We start from the raw sequence: 17,210 nt of genomic DNA, 5'->3' as shown, positions 1-17,210 counted from the left end.
GCGGTGCCGATATACGACGTGTACAACACGGGCGGTGTGATCACCGCCGCGGCCGGTGCGGGGGCGACCGCGCCGCCGCGTCACCCTGCCGCCGTGCCGCGCCGTGCCCCGCCAAGCCGTGCCGTGCCGTGCCGTGCCGCGCCGCGGCGTGCCGTGCCGTGCCGTGCCGCGGCATCCCCACCGATAAACGCGATCCGTGCGCAGAAACGCGGTGCGCCCGCGTTTCTCGACACGAATAGCGTTTATCGGCGGAGGGAGGGGGCGGATGCCGCGACCTTCGCGGGCGGCACGGCGAGGGAGGGGGCGGATGCCGCGACCTCAGCGTGCGGCGAGGGCGGCGGGCTCGGCGAGGGCGGCGGGTTCCCGCACCACCCCGGCGAGGAAGCGCTCGAGGGCGGCGGGGTCGGTCAGGGGCAGCACGGTGGCGACGTACTGGTCGGGGCGGACCACCACGACCGCGCCGCTGTCGCCGATCCCCCGCTCGACGAAGATGTCGCTGCTCGTCCAGGCTGAGGGGGCGGCGGCGAACACCTTCTCGAGGTCGGTCAGACCCAGCGGACCCGACCGCGGGCGGAACAGCGCGGGTACGTCGACGACGTCCTCCCACCGTCCGGGGAAGATCGCCTTGACGTCGAAGACGGCGTCGAGGTCGGCACCCTCGGGGGTGAAACGTTCCACGACCCCGCGCGCCTCGGCCGCCCACGACGCGAGGGCCGAGCCGTCGGCATCCGCGAAGGCATACACGCGCCAGCGACCGTCGGCTCTCGCGTGATGGCCGAGGTGCACGGCGTTGCCGTCGCACACCCGCACGACCTCCACGCTGTGGAAGCGCTTGCCGACGGGGAATCCGGATGCCAGCTGCTGCGCCGCGTCCGCCGCGACGATCCGCGAGGGGGCGTAGTGCGTCCCGAACCCGGACGGGAACTCCGCCGTGGCCAAGTAGTAGGTCGCAAGCTCGGCGGGATCGGTGATCTCGCCGGGCTTGCGCGCCATGAGCGACGACCACTCCCGGTCGAAGTCGATGAGCTGTTGGGCGACGGGGCGACGCTCCTCGTCGTAGGTGCGCAGCAGCGCGGCCGGGGCGAGCCCGGTGAGCACGTGTCCCAGCTTCCACCCGAGGTTGAAGCCGTCCTGCATCGAGACGTTCATGCCCTGCCCGGCCTTGGCGCTGTGGGTATGGCAGGCGTCGCCGGTGAGGAAGACGCGCGGGCTGTCGAGGTCGTCGACGAACCGGTCGGTCACCCGGTGCCCCACCTCGTACACGCTGTGCCAGGCGACCTGTTTCACGTCGATCGAGTACGGGTGCAGGATCTCATTCGCCCGGCGGATCACCTCGTCGATCGGGGTCTGCCGCACGCGGTGGTCGTCGTCCGCGGCCACTTCACCGAGGTCGATGTACATGCGACTGAGATAACCGCCCTCGCGCGGGATGTGCAGGATGTTGCCCGCGGCGGCGTTGATCGCGCACTTGATGCGCCAGTCGGGGAAGTCGGTCTCGACCAGCACGTCCATCACCCCCCACGCGTGCCGGGCCGCGGCGCCGACGTGGGTGCGGCCGATCGCTCGACGCACGCCGCTGCGGGCACCGTCGCACCCGGCGACGTACCGCGCGCGCACGGTGCGCTCGCCCTCCCCCGTCCGCACCCGCACGTCCACGTGGTCGTCGCGCACGTCGAGGTCGAGGAACTCGACGCCGTAGTCGGGGGCGATGCGCGCCGGGCCGTGCAAGGCGGCCTCGGCGAAGTAGTCCAGCACGCGCGCCTGGTTGACGATGAGGTGGGGGAACTCGCTGATCTTGTAGCCGTAGTCCTCGGTGCGGCTGGTGCGGACGATGCGGTCGGGGTTCTCGGGGTCGGGGGCCCAGAAGTTCATCCAGCCGATGTTGTAGGCCTCGGCGGTGATGCGGTCGGCGAAGCCGAATGCCTGGAAGGTCTCGACGCTGCGGGGCTGGATGCCGTCGGCCTGGCCCAGCGCGAGACGGCCGTCGCGCTTCTCGACGAGGCGCGTCGTGAGCTGGGGGAACTGCGACAGCTGCGCGGCCAGCAGCATGCCGGCGGGTCCGGAGCCCACGATGAGCACGTCGACCTCGTCGGGCAGGCGTTCGGGCCGGTCGCGGCCCGTGCCCGCGGCGTTCTGCACGCGCGGATCACCCGAGACGTAGCCATGGTGGTGGAACTGCATCGTCTCTCCTGACGTCGATGTCGGGTTGTGCCGTGGCACCTCGCGTTCTATATTCGAACGCAACGTTCAGCTATCGAACGAGAGGCTAACCGACCCATGTCGTCGCGGCAAGACTCCGCCCCCGCCTCGCAGACCCTCAGTCGTGGCATCCGCCTGCTCGAAGAGCTCGCCGACGCCCGCGCACCCCTGTCGATAGACGACCTCGCCGCCCGCGTCGAGCTGCATCGCTCGGTGGCGTACCGTCTGCTGCGCACCCTCGAGGACCACGGGCTGGTGACGAGGGATGCCGCGGGCGCGGTGCGACTGGGGACGGGCCTCGCCGCGCTGGCCGCGGGGGTCGCCGCCGACCTGCAGGCCGAGGCCCTGCCCGAGCTCACCGCCGCCGCGAACGACCTGGGCATGACGTGCTTCCTCGTGGTGCTCGATCACGACGAGTGCGTCACGCTCACCAGCGTCGAGCCGCGACATGCCGTCACGGCTGTGGCGCAGCGGCCGGGGGCGCGGCATCCGATCACCCGAGGAGCCCCCGGACGGGCGATCCTCGCGCAGCTGCCGCCGCGGCGGTGGCCCGACGAGGTCGACGCGCGACTCGCCGCCGAGGTCGCCGACGCCGCCGAACGCGGCTGGGCGACAAGCCACGACGAGGTCGTTCCCACGCTGCGCGCGGTCGCGGTGCCGCTGGCCGTGCAAGGGCGCGAGCCCGCGGCCGTCGCCGCCGTGCACGTGGCGACCGCCCTCGACGACCCCGCGATCGCGGCCCGACTGTCCGCCGCGGCCGAAGCCATCCAGTCCGCCTTGTAACCCCTCCCCGCACGAGTCGCCGGCATCTGTCGTCTTCGCGGCTCGGCTGGCGACGGACCTGGCGAGTCGCGCCCCTATACTCGAACCCGTCAGGCGCACGAGGTCGTGCGTCGCTGCTCGAAAAAAGGGCACGTAGCGGGCATCCGCGAGACACATACGGCATCCCTCCGTCTCCGTCTCGAAAGGCCCCGTTCGCCATGCCCACCGTCTCCGCGCACGTCGCGCACACCCTCGCCCACCACATCGACACCGTCTTCGGCGTCATGGGCAACGGCAACGCCTACTTCCTCGACGCCCTCGGCCGCGACACCGCCTCGGGCTTCGTCGCCGTGCGGCACGAAGCCGCCGGCGTGGTCGCCGCCGATGCGCACTATCGCGCGTGCGGACGGCTCGCCGCCGCGACCGCCACCTACGGCGCCGGCTTCACCAACACGCTGACGGCCCTCGCCGAGGCGGTGCAGGCGCGCACGCCGCTCGTGCTGATCGTCGGCGACGAGCCCACCTCGGGCCCCCGCCCCTGGGGCGTCGACCAGATCGCCCTGGCCGCAGCCGTCGGCGCCCGCACCTACACCGTGGGTCACCGCGACGCCGCCGCGACCATCGTCATCGCCATCGAGCACGCCCTCACCTACCGACTGCCGGTCGTCGTCGGCATCCCGTACGACGTCGCGACCCGCGAGGCGGGACCGATCCCGGATGCCGAGGCCCCCGGCGCCGCGGTACAGGTGACCCCCGAGCACCCCCCTCTGGGCGCACACGCCGAGGCGGTCATCGACCGGATCGCCGACGCGCTCGCGGCGGCCGAGCGTCCCGTGCTGCTCGGCGGTCGCGGCGCCTGGCTGGCCGGCGCGGGAGCGGCCCTCGACGACCTCGCCTCGCTCACGGGAGCCCTGACCACCACGAGCGCCCTGGGCCGGGGACTGTTCTCGGACCGCTCGCGCGACCTCGGCGTCGCGGGCGGCTTCGGCGCGCCGGGCGCGATGCGTCTCGTCGCAGAAGCCGATGTCGCCGTGGTCTTCGGCGCGGGGCTCAACCAGTTCACGATGCGCTTCGGCGAGCTGTTCGCCCCGGGCGCGCGCGTCTTCCAGGTCGACCTCGCTCCCACGGCGACGCACCCGCACGTCGGCGGCTACGTCCGGGGCGATGCCGCCGACGTGGCGACCGCGATCGCGGACCGTCTGCGCGCGCGCGGCGCGACCGCCTCGACCTGGGGGAACGGGCTCGACCTCGCGGCCGCGCGGCAGCAGCCCGCCGGGCAGGGCCTCGGTCCCGACGGCCGTCTCGATCCCCGCACGGCTGCGGCGCGCCTCGCCGAGCTGCTGCCCGCGGACCGCGTCGTCGTGCACGACGGCGGCCACTTCATGGGCTGGTCGAACATGTACTGGCCGGTCGAATCCCCCGACCGCATGCTCATGGTGGGCACCGCGTACCAGTCGATCGGCCTGGGCTTTCCGAGCGTCCCGGGCGCCGCGGTCGCCCGTCCCGACTCCGCGATCGTGCTGAGCACGGGCGACGGGGGCGGGCTGATGGCCCTCGCCGACCTCGAGACGGCGATCCGCGTAGCCGGCGGGCGCGGGATCGCGGTGGTGTGGAACGACGCGCAGTACGGCGCCGAGGTGCTGAACTACGGCATCAAGGGTCTGCACCCCGACCCCATGCTCATCCCCCAGGTCGACTTCGCGGCCGTCGCGCGAGGGTTCGGCGCCGAGGGCGTGGTCGTCGAGTCGGTCGACGACCTCGACGCGTTGGCATCCTGGGTCGCCCGTCCGGAGTCGGACCGCCTCTTCCTGCTGCTGGATCTGCGGGTGAGCGCTGCGGTCGTGGCGCCCTTCTGGGAGGAGATCGCGGCGCGCTGAGCCGCGGACGGGGGGCCGTCCGCTCTTGCTGGGCCGCTGAGTGATCGTATACGATTTCGAATACGACGCAAGGGAGCCTCCATGACCGACACCGACCCCCGGTTCGCCGCCCTGGGCGCACGCCCGGGGAAGATCGTGGCCGTCCACCTCTCGTACGCCTCGCGCGCCGACCAGCGCGGCCGTCGACCGGCCGCCCCCTCCTACTTCTTCAAGCCGTCGAGCTCGCTGGCCCCCTCGGGCGCCGAGATCGTCCGCCCCGCCGGAACCGAACTGCTCGCCTTCGAGGGCGAGATCGCGCTCGTCATCGGTGCACCCGCCCGATGGGTCACCCCGGACGTCGCGTGGGAGCACGTGGCATCCGTCACCGCCGCCGACGACTTCGGCCTGTACGACCTGCGCGCGAACGACAAGGGCTCGAACGTCCGCTCCAAGGGCGGCGACGGCTACACCCCGCTCGGCCCGGCGCTCATCGACGCCCGCGAGGTCGATCCCGCCGACCTGCGCCTGCGCACGTGGGTGAACGGCGAGCTCGTGCAGGACGACTCCACCGCGGGCCTCATCTTCTCGCTCGCCCAGATCGTCGCCGACCTCTCGCAGCACTTCACCCTCGAGACGGGCGATGTGATCCTCACCGGCACCCCCGCGGGATCCTCGGTCGTCGTGCCGGGCGACGTCGTCGAGGTGCAGGTGGATGCCGGCACCCTCTCGACCGGTCGGCTCCGCACCGTCGTGGTTCAGGGCCGGCAGCCCTTCGACGCCGCGATCGGCTCGCTCCCCTCCGTCGACGACACGCAGCGCACCGAGGCGTGGGGCTCGGCCGAGGCGGCCTCCGCCGCCTCGAGAACAGGAGATGTCACCGGAACAGGCGAGAACCCGGCGGATCAGCCTGTTCCCGTCGCATCCCCTGTTCTGGTGACGGATGCCGCGGCACCCCGTACCGGCGACGTCGCCGAGGCGGCAGAACAGGCGACGGATGCCGCGACGTCGACGCTCGATCCCGCCCTGCGCGCCAAGCTCGAGAGCGTCCCGGTCGCCGCCCTCAGCGGGCAACTGCGCAAGCGCGGCCTCAACGACGTCACCATCGACGGCGTGCACCCGCTCACCCCCGGCAGCCGCTTCGTCGGCACCGCGCGGACGCTGCGCTTCGTCCCCCACCGCGAAGACCTCTTCGCCGCGCACGGCGGCGGCCAGAACGCCCAGAAGCGCGCGTTCGACGCGGTCGGCGAGGGCGAGGTCATCGTCATCGAGGCCCGCGGCGAGACCGGCTCGGGCACGCTCGGCGACATCCTCGCGATCCGCGCGCACGTCCGCGGAGCTGCAGCGATCGTCACGGACGGCGGGGTCCGCGACGCCGAGGCCGTGGCCGCGGTGGGCATCCCCGTCTTCACGGCCGGGGCGCACCCGGCCGTCCTCGGCCGCCGCCACGTGCCCTGGGAGACCGACGTGGCCGTGGGCTGCGGCGGCACGACGGTCGAGCCCGGCGACATCCTCGTCGGCGACGGCGACGGCGTGATCGTCATCCCGCCCGCGATCGCCGAAGAGGTGGTCGACGCCGCCCTCGCGCAAGAGGCCGAAGACGCGTGGATCGCCGAGCAGGTGGCATCCGGGCACCCGATCGACGGGCTGTTCCCCATGAACGCGGAATGGCGCGCCCGCTACCAGAGCGAGACCGCCCGATGAGCGACGTCGCCAGCAGGAGCAAGTCGCAGCAGGCCTACCACTGGATCAAGCAGCGCATCGCCTCGCAGGACTTCACCCCCGGCTACCGCCTGGTGCTCGGCTCGATCGCCGGCGAGCTCGACATGAGCGTCGTGCCCGTGCGCGAGGCGATCCGTCAGCTCGAGGCCGAGGGGCTGGTGATGTTCGAGCGCAACGTCGGCGCACGCGTGTCGATGGTCGACGACACCGCCTACCGCTTCAGCATGCAGGCCCTCAGCCTGCTCGAGGGGGCGGCGACGGCCCTGTCGGCCCGCTCGCTCACCGCCGACGACGTGCGTCGCGCCCGCCGGGTCAACGAGCTCATGGTCGAGACGCTCGAGCACTTCGACCCCCGCGCCTTCACCGCGCTGAACCGGGAGTTCCACGCGATCCTGTTCGAGAAGTGCGCCAACCCGCGCATGCTCGAGCTCATCGAGGCCGAGTGGGCACGACTCGGGCACCTGCGCGACTCCACCTTCAGCTTCGTCCCGGGCCGCGCCGCGGAGTCGGTGCGCGAGCACGAGAACATCCTCGTGCTCATCGAGAACGGCGCCCCGCTCGGCGAGATCGAGAAGGTCTCGCGCCGCCACCGCTCGGCCACCCTCGACGCCTACCTCATCCACGAGCACCCCGACGAAGTGCTCGGCCTCCCCGCTTTCTGATCCCGGATGCCACCCACCCCGCGCCCCGCCGACGTCGCCGTCGCGCAGCCGCGGGACACGGCATCCCCCCTCTCCACCGAGGAGCACTCATGACCACCCCGCTCACCTCCGCCCGCCGCATCCCGGCCGATCTGCCGGAGCGCATCCAGCACTACATCGGCGGTCGCTTCGTCGATTCGGTCGACGGCGACACCTTCGACGTCCTCGACCCGGTGATCAACACGACATACGTGACCGCGGCGGCGGGCAAGAAGGCCGACGTCGACCTCGCCGTCGCCGCCGCACGGAAGGCATTCACCGAGGGGCCGTGGCCGCGGATGCTGCCCCGCGAGCGCTCGCGGGTGCTCCACCGCATCGCCGACCTCGTCGAGGCGCGCGACGAGCGCCTCGCCGAGCTCGAGTCCTTCGACTCGGGTCTGCCCATCACGCAGGCGCTGGGGCAGGCGCGTCGCGCCGCCGAGAACTTCCGCTTCTTCGCCGACCTGATCGTCGCCCAGACCGACGACGCCTTCAAGGTCCCCGGACGCCAGCTCAACTACGTCAATCGCAAGCCGATCGGCGTCGCGGGCCTGATCACGCCGTGGAACACCCCGTTCATGCTCGAGTCGTGGAAGCTCGGTCCCGCGCTCGCGACCGGCAACACCGTGGTGCTCAAGCCCGCCGAGTTCACGCCACTGTCGGCGTCGCTGTGGGCCGGGATCTTCGAAGAGGCGGGACTGCCCGAGGGCGTGTTCAACCTCGTGAACGGCCTCGGCGAGGACGCCGGCGACGCGCTCGTGAAGCACCCCGACGTGCCGCTCATCTCGTTCACCGGCGAGAGCTCGACGGGCCAGCTCATCTTCGCGAACGCGGCGCCGTTCCTGAAGGGACTGTCAATGGAGCTCGGCGGCAAGAGCCCCGCGATCGTCTTCGCGGATGCCGACCTCGACGCCGCGATCGACGCGACCATCTTTGGCGTCTTCTCGCTCAACGGCGAGCGCTGCACCGCGGGCAGTCGCATCCTCGTGGAGCGCTCGGTCTACGACGAGTTCGTCGAGCGCTATGCCGCGCAAGCCGATCGCGTGACGGTCGGATACCCCGACGACCCCGCGACCGAGGTCGGTGCTCTCGTGCACCCCGAGCATTACGCCAAGGTCATGTCGTACGTGGAGCTCGGCAAGACCGAGGGGCGTCTGGTCGCCGGTGGCGGCCGTCCCGACAAATTCCCCGAGGGCAACTTCGTCCGTCCCACCGTGTTCGCCGACGTCGCCCCTGACGCGCGCATCTTCCAGGAGGAGATCTTCGGTCCGGTCGTCGCGATCACGCCCTTCGACACCGAAGAAGAAGCGCTCGCCCTGGCGAACGACACGAAGTACGGCCTCGCCGCCTACGTGTGGACGAACGACCTGAAGCGCGCCCACCTCTTCGCGCAGAACGTCGAGGCCGGCATGGTGTGGCTGAACTCCAACAACGTCCGCGATCTGCGCACCCCGTTCGGCGGGGTGAAGGCCTCGGGCCTGGGCCACGAGGGCGGCTACCGCTCGATCGACTTCTACACCGATCAGCAGGCCGTGCACATCACGCTCGGCGGCGCCCACAACCCCACGTTCGGCAAAGGAGCCTGAGATGACCGACCGCAGCACGATGACCCGCACCTCGTCGGGATTCTTCGTCTCGCAGGAGGCCCCCATCGAGGCCTCGAACCCCATCCCCACCCCCACCTCGCCCGCTCCCGACATCCTGCGCTGCGCCTACATGGAGCTCGTGGTCACCGACCTCGCGGCATCCCGTGTCTTCTATGTCGACGTGCTGGGCCTGCACGTCACCGAAGAGGACGACCAGGCGATCTACCTGCGCTCGACCGAGGAGTTCATCCACCACAACCTGGTGCTGCGCCGGGGCGACGTGGCCGCGGTCGCCGCGTTCTCGTATCGCGTGCGGTCCTCCGACGACCTCGACAGGGCGGTGGCGTTCTACGAAGAGCTCGGCTGCGACGTCCGCCGCGAGCCGAACGGTTTCACGAAGGGCATCGGCGACTCCGTGCGCGTGGTCGACCCGCTCGGCTTCCCGTACGAGTTCTTCTTCGACACCGAGCACCAGGAGCGCCTGTCGTGGCGCTACGACCTGCACTCCCCCGGCGAGCTCGTGCGCCTGGACCACTTCAACCAGATCACCCCCGACGTGCCCCGCGCGGTGAACTTCATGCAGTCGCTCGGCTTCCGCGTGACCGAGGACATCCAGGACGAAGAGGGCACCGTCTACGCCGCCTGGATGCGCCGCAAGCCCACCGTGCACGACACCGCCATGACCGGCGGCGACGGACCGCGCATGCACCACGTGTGCTTCGCCACGCACGAGAAGCACAACATCCTCGCCATCTGCGACAAGCTCGGCGCCCTCCGCCGATCGGATGCCATCGAGCGCGGCCCCGGCCGCCACGGCGTCTCGAACGCGTTCTACCTGTACCTGCGCGACCCCGACGGCCACCGCGTCGAGATCTACACGCAGGACTACTACACCGGCGACCCCGACAACCCCGTCATCACGTGGGACGTGCACGACAACCAGCGTCGCGACTGGTGGGGCAACCCCGTCGTCCCCTCCTGGTACACCGAGGGCTCGCTCGTGCTCGACCTCGACGGCAACCCGCAGCCGGTCCGCGCCCGCGAGGACTCCAGCGAGATGGCCGTGACCATCGGCGCCGACGGCTTCAGCTACACCCGCGCGCCCGAGGACGCGGCATCCGGTCCCGGCGAGTTCAAGCTCGGCAACCAGCTCTGACCCCTCTTCGCGCGAGATGCCAGGTTTCGTCGCCGGGGACCCCTCCGAAGCGACGATTCTCGGCGCCTCACGCGGCACGAACAGGAGACCCATGCTCACCGACGCACAGATCGACGCCATCGCGGCCGAGCTCGCCGAGGCCGACCGCACCCACGCGGTGATCCCGCGCATCACGGCCAGGTATCCGGATGCCGTGGTCGAGGACTCCTATGCGATCCAGGGCCGCTGGCGCGATACGCAGATCGCCGCGGGTCGCACGCTCGTCGGGCGCAAGATCGGCCTGACGTCCAAAGCGATGCAGCAGGCCACGGGCATCACCGAGCCGGACTACGGCGTGATGTTCGACGACACCGTCTACCGCTCGGGCGACGACATCCCGGTCGCTTCGTTCTCGAACGTGCGCATCGAGGTCGAGCTGGCCTTCGTGCTGAAGACAGCGCTCGAGGGCCCCGACTGCACGCTCGACGACGCCCTCGCCGCGATCGACTACGCGGTGCCCGCGCTCGAGGTGCTGAACTCGCACATCGAGCTCGAGGGGCGCACGATCGTCGACACGATCAGCGACAACGCCGCCTACGGCGCGATGGTGCTCGGCGACGTGCGCAAGCGCCCCGACGAGATCGACCTGCGGTGGGTGCCGGGCGTGCTCAGCCGCAACGGCGAGATCGAAGAGACGGGCGTCGCCGCGGGCGTCCTCGGCCACCCGGCGACGGGCGTGGCGTGGCTCGCGAACAAGTTCCACCAGCACGGCGCGCGCCTGGAGGCGGGCGAGATCATCCTGGCAGGATCGTTCACCCGGCCCATGTGGGTCTCCCGGGGCGACGACGTGCTCTGCGACTACGGACCGATGGGAACCATCTCATGCCGCTTCGTCTGAACCCGACCTTCCGCGCCGCGCTCGCGGCATCCGATCGCCCCCTCGCGGGCATGTGGCTGTGCACCGGCAACCCGGTGATCGCCGAGGTCGCCGCGGGCTCCGGCCTGGACTGGCTGCTGATCGATATGGAGCACTCCGCGACCTCGGTCGAACAGGTGCTCGTGCAGCTCCAGGTCGCGGCCGCCTACCCGATCACCGCCGTCGTGCGCGTCCCCTCGAACGACGCCGTCACGATCAAGAGGGTGCTCGACGTCGGCGCGCAGAACCTCATCGTGCCGATGGTGTCGTCCGCCGACGAGGCGCGCGCCGCGGTCGCGGCCACCCGGTATCCGCCCGCCGGTGTGCGCGGCGTCGGCAGCGCGCTCGCCCGCAGCGCGCGCTGGAACCGCGTCGACGACTACCTCGCCGACGCCAGCGCGCACGTCTCGTTGACCGTGCAGATCGAAACGACCGCGGGGGTCGACGCGGCTGCCGAGATCGCCGCCGTCGACGGGGTGGATGCCGTCTTCGTCGGTCCCGCGGACCTCTCGGCATCCATGGGCCTGTTGGGTCGGCAGTCGCACCCCGACGTGGTCGCGGCGGTGCACGCCGTGTTCGCCGCGTGCCGGGATGCCGCGACCCCCGTCGGCGTGAACGCCTTCGACCCGGCGGTGGCCGAGGCCTACCTCGACGCGGGCGCGGACTTCGTCGCGGTCGGTGCCGACGTGGCGTTGCTGGCCCGGGCGTCCGAGGCGTTGGCGGCGCGATTCGTCACGGGTCGGCGGGATGGCGGGCGCGCGAGCTACTGACGGCCGCGGCACCCCCGGCCGGCCGGCCGCGGCGTCGGCCCGACCACGGCGCCCTGCCGACCGCGAGGTCTCGGAACGGGCACGGTCGTCACGGGGCCCGCGACGCCCCGAGCGCGACGAGTTCCGCGCGGGTCGCGACGCCGGCCTTGCGCAGCAGGTTCGACACATGGAACTTCGCGGTGTTCTCGCTGATGCCCAGCTGGGTCGCGATGGCGCGATTGCGCGCACCCGCGACGACGAGGGTCAACACCTCCCTCTCGCGGGGACTCAGGTCGACCGCGTCGTCCAGCATCTCGGGGCGGGCCGGCGGATCGAGAGGGAGCCGCACCGACAGCTCGGATCCCCAGCCCACGGTGGAGGCGACCTCGAAGTCGCCGTTGAGCGCGCTCACACGCTCCACGATCGGGCGCAGCGAATCGTCGTGCGCGGTCAGGCGCCCCTCGCCGTCGTCGCGGATGCCGATCAACAGGTTCAGCCCGTCGCAGTCCCACTGGATGCGGACGCGGTGCGGCGCCCCGCGGTCGAGCAGGGCGAGGACGGCGCTGCGCACGATGGCGCGCGCCTCGTGCGCCACCTCTCCGGGAAGCGCGCGACCGGTGGTGGGCGGCTCGACGAACTGCACATCGAGGTCGCCGTGGCGGACGAGCGGGCGCAGGTCGCTGCGCAGCCGCGCGAAGGCACCCGTGACGGGCTCCAGCAGGGCGCTGCGTTGGCGATCCGTCGAGGTCCGCAGCACCACCAACGCCGCCGCCGCCGCTTCGATCGCGAGGGCTCGAGCCGCACGGTCGTCCAGACGGGGCGAGCGCAGGATGGCCAGCACGGACTCCAGCGTGACGGCGTGGCGGTCCGCCTGCTCGGCGACGACGCGTTCGTGCTCGATGACGAGCGCGCGCGAGGCAGGCGACGGCAGGGGTCCACTCTCGATCATGACCTCAACCTAGCCCAGCGGATACACCTACCCGTTCGGGTAGGCACCCCTCTGCCGTCGACCGGCGTCGCCGCGCGCCGGCCGCGCCGAGCATGGAGCCATGCCCTCCTCCGCCGCCGCCCCCGTCGAGACCTCCCTCGCCCGCATCGCCGCCGAGGTGGCATCCGTCCTCGACCGTCTCGTGGCCGAGCCCGGCGATCTGGAGCGCGTCCTGGACGTCCTCACCGAGGCGGATCGCGTCTTCGTCCTCGGGGCCGGACGCTCCGGCTCCGCACTTCGCATGACCGCGATGCGTCTGATGCACCTGGGACTCGACGTCCATGTCGTGGGCGAGACCACGACGCCCGCGATCCGCGCCGGCGACGCGCTTCTCACGGCCAGCGGGTCGGGCACCACCCCCGCGATCGTCCGGGCCGCCGAGACCGCGGCCGCGGTGGGTGCGCGGATCGCGGCGATCACCACGGCATCCGACTCCCCCCTCGCCGCCGCCGCCGACGCCCTCGTCGTCATCCCCGCGGCGGCCAAGCTCGACCGCTCGGCCACGGCCTCGGCGCAGTACGCCGGGGCCCTGTTCGAGCAGGTCGTCGTCCTCGTGGGCGACGCCGTGTTCGACGCCCTGTGGCAGCGCTCCGGTCTCGACGCCGATGACCTGTGGCCCCGCCACGCCAACCTCGAATGACCCACCCCAGAGAGTAAGGACACCCGCATGAAGCTCCAGTTCGCCATGGACACCCTGTCCACCGAAGCCGCCCTCGACCTCGCCGCCGCGGCCGCGCCGCACGTCGACATCCTCGAGCTCGGCACCCCCCTCATCAAGAGCGAGGGCCTCTCGGCCATCACCGCGATCAAGCAGGCGCACCCCGACAAGATCGTCTTCGCCGATCTCAAGACGATGGATGCCGGTGAGCTCGAGGCCGACATCGCCTTCTCCGCCGGGGCGGATCTCGTGACGGTGCTCGGTTCGGCCGGCGACAGCACGATCGCCGGTGCGGTCAAGGCCGCGAAGAAGCACGGCAAGGGTGTCGTCGTCGACCTCATCGGCGTCGCGGACAAGCCCGCCCGGGCCAAGGAGGTCGTGGCGCTCGGCGCCGAGTTCGTCGAGATGCACGCCGGCCTGGACGAGCAGGCCGAGGAGGGCTTCACCTTCGGAACGCTGCTGCGCGACGGCGAAGCGGCCGGCGTGCCGTTCTCGGTCGCCGGAGGCGTCAACGTCTCGAGCATCGCCGACGTGCAGAAGTCGGGCGCCCAGGTCGCCGTTGCGGGCAGCGCCATCTACAGCGCCCCCGACGTGGGCGCCGCGGCCGCCGCGCTGCGCGCCGCGATCGTCTGACCGCACGGAGCGCAACGACAGAGGGACCGGGCCGTCACGGCCCGGTCCCTCTCGTCGTCTCGGAGGATCAGTCTTCGTCGTCGTCCTCTTCGTCGTCGTCGCCGATGATCTCGATGTCCTCGACCTCGAGCTCGGGCGTGAGCTGCACGTGCACGAGCGCGTCGGGGAACGAGGTCTGGCCCGCGAACACCACGATGATCGCGTCGGCGAACACGCCCACGCCGATGGCCTCGAGGTCGGTGCGCAGGTCGACGTCCGCGTCGAGTTCGTCGTCATCGAGGGCGTCCTCGATGTCGCTCGAGACCTCTTCGACGATCGCGCGCCAGCGGTCCTCGCTCACCGACAGGACGTCCTTGAGGTTCGACAGGATCGCGTCGAGGTCGGGCTCGTCGTCCTCGTCCAGCTCGGGGTCGAGATCGACCTCGACCTCGACGCCGGCGGCATCCAGGTGTCCGGAACCGATGACGCTGTCTTCGTCGATCTGGGCGTCTTCGAGCAGGCCGCTCTCGGTGACGCGGCGGAGGAGGTCGTTCAGCACGGACTCAGTCATAGAAGAACTCTGACACGTCCCGGCGCCGGGCGCCTCCCCCATTGCGCGCGACATCCCGTGTGTTCAGCGTGCGGCACGCCGTGGTTCACCGATCGACGGTGGCGACGGGATGCCGCGTACCCCGCGTCAGACGGATGCCGCCCGCTCCGCCGCCTCGACGACGTTGGTCATGAGCAGCGCGACGGTCATGGGCCCCACCCCGCCCGGGTTGGGAGAGACGAAGCCGGCGACCTCGGCGACGTCCGGATGCACGTCCCCGTGGACGCGGCTCTTGCCGGTCTCGGGGTCGGTCTCACGGGTCACGCCCACGTCGAGCACCGCGGCGCCCGGCTTGACGTCCTCGGCGCGGACGATGTGCTTGACGCCCGCGGCGGCGACGATCACGTCCGCCTCGCGCAGGTGCTTCGCCAGGTCGGCCGTGCCGGTGTGGGTCAGGGTCACCGTCGCGTTGATCTCGCGGCGCGTCAGCAGCAGACCGATGGAGCGGCCGATCGTGACGCCGCGCCCGACGACCACCACCTCTTTGCCCTTCAAATCGTAGTCGTTGCGCAGCAGCAGCTCGATGACCCCTCGCGGGGTGCACGGCAGCGGCGTGAGGATCGGGGCGTTGACGTTGAGCACCAGGCGCCCGAGGTTGGTGGGGTGCAGGCCGTCGGCATCCTTGGCCGGATCGATGCGCTCGAGTATCGCATCGGTGTCGATGTGCTTCGGCAGCGGCAGCTGCACGATGTAGCCGTGGCACGCCGGATCGGCGTTGAGGCGGTCGATCACGGCCTCGACCTCGTCCTGCGTGGCGTCGGCGGGGAGCTCGACCTGGATGGAGTTCATCCCGATCGCCTCGGACTGCTTGTGCTTCATGCCCACGTAGAGCTGCGAGGCGGGGTCGGCGCCGACGAGCACGGTCGCGATGCCCGGGACGATGCCCTTCGCGCGCAGCGCCGCCACGCGCTCGGTGAGCTCGGCCTTGATCGCCGCGGATGCGGCCTTTCCGTCGAGAATCGTCGCCGTCATGGCATCCCTCGTTCCGTGTCTGTCGTTCTCATGATGGTGTCGCTGCCGCTGTCCCGGCCGCCGCTGGTGCGTCGGGCGCCGTCGCCGTCGCCGTCGCCGTCGCCGGTGTCACCGCGCCGATAAACGCCGGTGCTGTCGAGACACGCGGCCTCGCACCGTGTCTCGACAGGAACACCGTTTATCGACGCTCGGGACCGCGCCGCTGCGGCTCGGGACCGCGCCACTGCCGCTCGAGACCGCGCGACTGCCGCTCGGGGCCGCGCGACCGCGGCGCCGCGAGCCCGACACGGCACGCACCGGATGCCGGGGCGGGGCCGTACACGCGGCCCCACCCCGGCGGGGGCTCACTGCTGCAGGTCGGGGTACAGCGGGAAGGCGGCGGTCAGCGCGGCCACGCGGGCGCGCAGGGCCTCGACGTCGGCGCCGGGGATCAGCGCGAGGGCGATGATGTCGGCCACCTCGGTGAACTCGGCGTCGCCGAAGCCGCGGGTCGCCAGCGCGGGCGTGCCGATGCGCAGGCCCGAGGTCACCATGGGCGGGCGCGGGTCGTTCGGCACGGCGTTGCGGTTGACGGTGATGTGGATGTCGTGCAGCAGGTCTTCGGCCTGCTTGCCGTCGATCTCGGCCTCGCGCAGGTCGACGAGCACGAGGTGCACGTCGGTGCCGCCCGAGCGCACGGCGATGCCGGCGTTCTTGACGTCGTCACGGGTGAGGCGGTCCGCCAGGATGGCCGCTCCCCGCAGGGTGCGCTCCTGGCGCTCCTTGAACTCGGGCGTCATCGCCAGCTTGAAGGCCGTCGCCTTGGCGGCGATGACGTGCATGAGCGGGCCGCCCTGCTGGCCCGGGAAGACCGCGGTGTTGATCTTCTTGGCCAGGTCGGCGTCGTTCGTGAGGATGAGGCCCGAGCGGGGGCCGCCGATGGTCTTGTGCACGGTGGTCGAGACGACGTGGGCGTGCGGGATCGGCGAGGGGTGGACGCCCGCGGCGACGAGGCCCGCGAAGTGCGCCATGTCGACCCACAGCAGCGCGCCGACCTCGTCGGCGATCGCGCGGAAGGCGGCGAAGTCGAGCTGGCGGGGGTAGGCCGACCAGCCGGCGATGATGACCTTGGGCTTGTGCTCGACGGCGAGGCGGCGCACCTCGTCCATGTCGATGACGCTGGTCTCGGGGTCGACGCCGTAGGCGACGATGTCGTACAGACGACCCGAGAAGTTGATCTTCATGCCGTGCGTCAGGTGACCGCCCTGGTCGAGGGCGAGACCGAGCAGCGTGTCGCCGGGACGCGCGATCGCGTGCAGCACGGCCGCGTTCGCCGAGGCGCCCGAGTGCGGCTGGACGTTGGCGAACTCCGCACCGAACAGGGCCTTGGCCCGCTCGATGGCGAGCGATTCGGCGACGTCGACCTCTTCGCACCCGCCGTAGTAGCGGCGGCCGGGGTAGCCCTCGGCGTACTTGTTGGTCAGCACCGAGCCCTGCGACTGCAGCACCGAGACCGGCACGAAGTTCTCGGACGCGATCATCTCGAGGAACCCGCGCTGGCGGTCGAGCTCGCGCTCGAGCACCTGGGCGATCTCGGGATCGACCTCGGACAGAGGGGCGTTGAAGTACGGATCGGTCATGCGATCTCCTTGACGATGGTTCCGGATGCCGCGGACTCGGCGAGCCCGCGAAGATACCGCATCGACCCAGGCGTGCGGTCGAATACCGTCAAGCGGTCGCTCCCCGGTGGTTACCCACCTCAACGCCAGTCGCGACGCTGCCACTTTAG

Annotated in this window: 15 protein-coding genes and 1 riboswitch; of the genes, 10 read left to right on the top strand and 5 right to left on the bottom strand. The window is 71.5% G+C overall.

Going from position 1 to position 17,210, the window contains the following annotated elements:
• Positions 1 to 318 precede the first annotated feature (318 nt).
• Entirely contained in the window at positions 319 to 2,181 is a 1,863-nt protein-coding gene (locus DC432_RS00130; RefSeq protein ID WP_116536162.1) for an FAD-dependent monooxygenase, read from the bottom strand.
• 96 nt (positions 2,182 to 2,277) lie between these two features.
• On the opposite strand from DC432_RS00130, the gene DC432_RS00125 reads away from it, so the two are divergent.
• The 8 genes from DC432_RS00125 to DC432_RS00090 all read left to right on the top strand — a co-directional run bounded on the left by DC432_RS00125 (position 2,278) and on the right by DC432_RS00090 (position 11,623).
• Positions 2,278 to 2,982, top strand: a complete 705-nt coding sequence (locus DC432_RS00125) for an IclR family transcriptional regulator (protein WP_116536161.1) — start codon at positions 2,278 to 2,280, stop codon at positions 2,980 to 2,982.
• A gap of 197 nt (positions 2,983 to 3,179) precedes the next feature.
• On the top strand, positions 3,180 to 4,838 hold the full coding sequence (locus DC432_RS00120) for a thiamine pyrophosphate-binding protein (RefSeq protein WP_116536160.1): 1,659 nt from the start codon (positions 3,180 to 3,182) through the stop codon (positions 4,836 to 4,838).
• A gap of 81 nt (positions 4,839 to 4,919) precedes the next feature.
• Positions 4,920 to 6,518 (top strand): fumarylacetoacetate hydrolase family protein, encoded by a 1,599-nt coding sequence (locus DC432_RS00115; protein ID WP_116536159.1) that lies wholly within the window; start codon positions 4,920 to 4,922, stop codon positions 6,516 to 6,518.
• Complete coding sequence (locus DC432_RS00110) at positions 6,515 to 7,198, top strand: GntR family transcriptional regulator (protein ID WP_116536158.1); 684 nt, start codon at positions 6,515 to 6,517, stop codon at positions 7,196 to 7,198. The genes DC432_RS00115 and DC432_RS00110 overlap by 4 nt, the downstream gene beginning before the upstream one ends.
• A gap of 89 nt (positions 7,199 to 7,287) precedes the next feature.
• Positions 7,288 to 8,802 carry a 5-carboxymethyl-2-hydroxymuconate semialdehyde dehydrogenase gene (gene hpaE / locus DC432_RS00105; protein ID WP_116536157.1) on the top strand — a complete coding sequence of 505 codons (1,515 nt, stop codon included), beginning with the start codon at positions 7,288 to 7,290 and terminating at the stop codon, positions 8,800 to 8,802.
• A gap of 1 nt (position 8,803) precedes the next feature.
• A complete protein-coding gene (hpaD, locus tag DC432_RS00100; protein WP_116536156.1) occupies positions 8,804 to 9,958 on the top strand; it encodes a 3,4-dihydroxyphenylacetate 2,3-dioxygenase in 1,155 nt (384 codons plus the stop codon).
• 91 nt (positions 9,959 to 10,049) lie between these two features.
• A complete protein-coding gene (locus DC432_RS00095; RefSeq protein ID WP_116536155.1) occupies positions 10,050 to 10,835 on the top strand; it encodes a fumarylacetoacetate hydrolase family protein in 786 nt (261 codons plus the stop codon).
• The gene (locus tag DC432_RS00090) at positions 10,820 to 11,623 is read left to right on the top strand and encodes an HpcH/HpaI aldolase family protein (RefSeq protein ID WP_116536154.1); all 804 of its coding nucleotides are present in this window, start codon (positions 10,820 to 10,822) and stop codon (positions 11,621 to 11,623) included. The genes DC432_RS00095 and DC432_RS00090 overlap by 16 nt, the downstream gene beginning before the upstream one ends.
• 88 nt (positions 11,624 to 11,711) lie before the next feature.
• Here the strand turns inward: DC432_RS00090 and DC432_RS00085 are convergent, their stop codons facing one another.
• Positions 11,712 to 12,551, bottom strand: coding sequence for a helix-turn-helix transcriptional regulator (locus DC432_RS00085; protein ID WP_116536153.1), 840 nt, complete (start codon positions 12,549 to 12,551; stop codon positions 11,712 to 11,714).
• 100 nt (positions 12,552 to 12,651) lie between these two features.
• On the opposite strand from DC432_RS00085, the gene hxlB reads away from it, so the two are divergent.
• The gene (hxlB, locus tag DC432_RS00080) at positions 12,652 to 13,230 is read left to right on the top strand and encodes a 6-phospho-3-hexuloisomerase (RefSeq protein ID WP_116536152.1); all 579 of its coding nucleotides are present in this window, start codon (positions 12,652 to 12,654) and stop codon (positions 13,228 to 13,230) included.
• Between the two features lie 27 nt (positions 13,231 to 13,257).
• Positions 13,258 to 13,881 (top strand): 3-hexulose-6-phosphate synthase, encoded by a 624-nt coding sequence (hxlA, locus tag DC432_RS00075; RefSeq protein WP_108318389.1) that lies wholly within the window; start codon positions 13,258 to 13,260, stop codon positions 13,879 to 13,881.
• A 67-nt stretch (positions 13,882 to 13,948) separates the two neighbouring features.
• Here the strand turns inward: hxlA and DC432_RS00070 are convergent, their stop codons facing one another.
• The 3 genes from DC432_RS00070 to glyA all read right to left on the bottom strand — a co-directional run bounded on the left by DC432_RS00070 (position 13,949) and on the right by glyA (position 17,061).
• Positions 13,949 to 14,431: a cytochrome C5 gene (locus DC432_RS00070; protein WP_108318387.1), complete on the bottom strand. Its 483-nt coding sequence runs from the start codon at positions 14,429 to 14,431 to the stop codon at positions 13,949 to 13,951.
• Between the two features lie 126 nt (positions 14,432 to 14,557).
• Positions 14,558 to 15,442: a bifunctional methylenetetrahydrofolate dehydrogenase/methenyltetrahydrofolate cyclohydrolase gene (locus tag DC432_RS00065; protein WP_108318385.1), complete on the bottom strand. Its 885-nt coding sequence runs from the start codon at positions 15,440 to 15,442 to the stop codon at positions 14,558 to 14,560.
• Between the two features lie 344 nt (positions 15,443 to 15,786).
• Positions 15,787 to 17,061, bottom strand: a complete 1,275-nt coding sequence (gene glyA / locus DC432_RS00060; protein WP_116536150.1) for a serine hydroxymethyltransferase — start codon at positions 17,059 to 17,061, stop codon at positions 15,787 to 15,789.
• A 57-nt stretch (positions 17,062 to 17,118) separates the two neighbouring features.
• A riboswitch (ZMP/ZTP riboswitch) is annotated at positions 17,119 to 17,204 on the bottom strand.
• Between the last annotated feature and the right edge of the window lie 6 nt (positions 17,205 to 17,210).

It is taken from the genome of Microbacterium testaceum, assembly GCF_003075375.1.
Classification (GTDB): Bacteria; Actinomycetota; Actinomycetes; order Actinomycetales; family Microbacteriaceae; genus Microbacterium; species Microbacterium testaceum_E.
Note: the sequence above shows the minus strand (reverse complement) of the source record. Positions and strands in the feature narration are given on the sequence as shown.

What these genes read in the sequence shown, in the direction of transcription:
- DC432_RS00130 (WP_116536162.1), bottom strand. Translation starts at nt 2,181, where the DNA reads ATGCAGTTCCACCACCATGGCTACGTCTCGGGTGATCCGCGCGTGCAG.
- DC432_RS00125 (WP_116536161.1), top strand. Translation starts at nt 2,278, where the DNA reads ATGTCGTCGCGGCAAGACTCCGCCCCCGCCTCGCAGACCCTCAGTCGT.
- DC432_RS00120 (WP_116536160.1), top strand. Translation starts at nt 3,180, where the DNA reads ATGCCCACCGTCTCCGCGCACGTCGCGCACACCCTCGCCCACCACATC.
- DC432_RS00115 (WP_116536159.1), top strand. Translation starts at nt 4,920, where the DNA reads ATGACCGACACCGACCCCCGGTTCGCCGCCCTGGGCGCACGCCCGGGG.
- DC432_RS00110 (WP_116536158.1), top strand. Translation starts at nt 6,515, where the DNA reads ATGAGCGACGTCGCCAGCAGGAGCAAGTCGCAGCAGGCCTACCACTGG.
- hpaE (WP_116536157.1), top strand. Translation starts at nt 7,288, where the DNA reads ATGACCACCCCGCTCACCTCCGCCCGCCGCATCCCGGCCGATCTGCCG.
- hpaD (WP_116536156.1), top strand. Translation starts at nt 8,804, where the DNA reads ATGACCGACCGCAGCACGATGACCCGCACCTCGTCGGGATTCTTCGTC.
- DC432_RS00095 (WP_116536155.1), top strand. Translation starts at nt 10,050, where the DNA reads ATGCTCACCGACGCACAGATCGACGCCATCGCGGCCGAGCTCGCCGAG.
- DC432_RS00090 (WP_116536154.1), top strand. Translation starts at nt 10,820, where the DNA reads ATGCCGCTTCGTCTGAACCCGACCTTCCGCGCCGCGCTCGCGGCATCC.
- DC432_RS00085 (WP_116536153.1), bottom strand. Translation starts at nt 12,551, where the DNA reads ATGATCGAGAGTGGACCCCTGCCGTCGCCTGCCTCGCGCGCGCTCGTC.
- hxlB (WP_116536152.1), top strand. Translation starts at nt 12,652, where the DNA reads ATGCCCTCCTCCGCCGCCGCCCCCGTCGAGACCTCCCTCGCCCGCATC.
- hxlA (WP_108318389.1), top strand. Translation starts at nt 13,258, where the DNA reads ATGAAGCTCCAGTTCGCCATGGACACCCTGTCCACCGAAGCCGCCCTC.
- DC432_RS00070 (WP_108318387.1), bottom strand. Translation starts at nt 14,431, where the DNA reads ATGACTGAGTCCGTGCTGAACGACCTCCTCCGCCGCGTCACCGAGAGC.
- DC432_RS00065 (WP_108318385.1), bottom strand. Translation starts at nt 15,442, where the DNA reads ATGACGGCGACGATTCTCGACGGAAAGGCCGCATCCGCGGCGATCAAG.
- glyA (WP_116536150.1), bottom strand. Translation starts at nt 17,061, where the DNA reads ATGACCGATCCGTACTTCAACGCCCCTCTGTCCGAGGTCGATCCCGAG.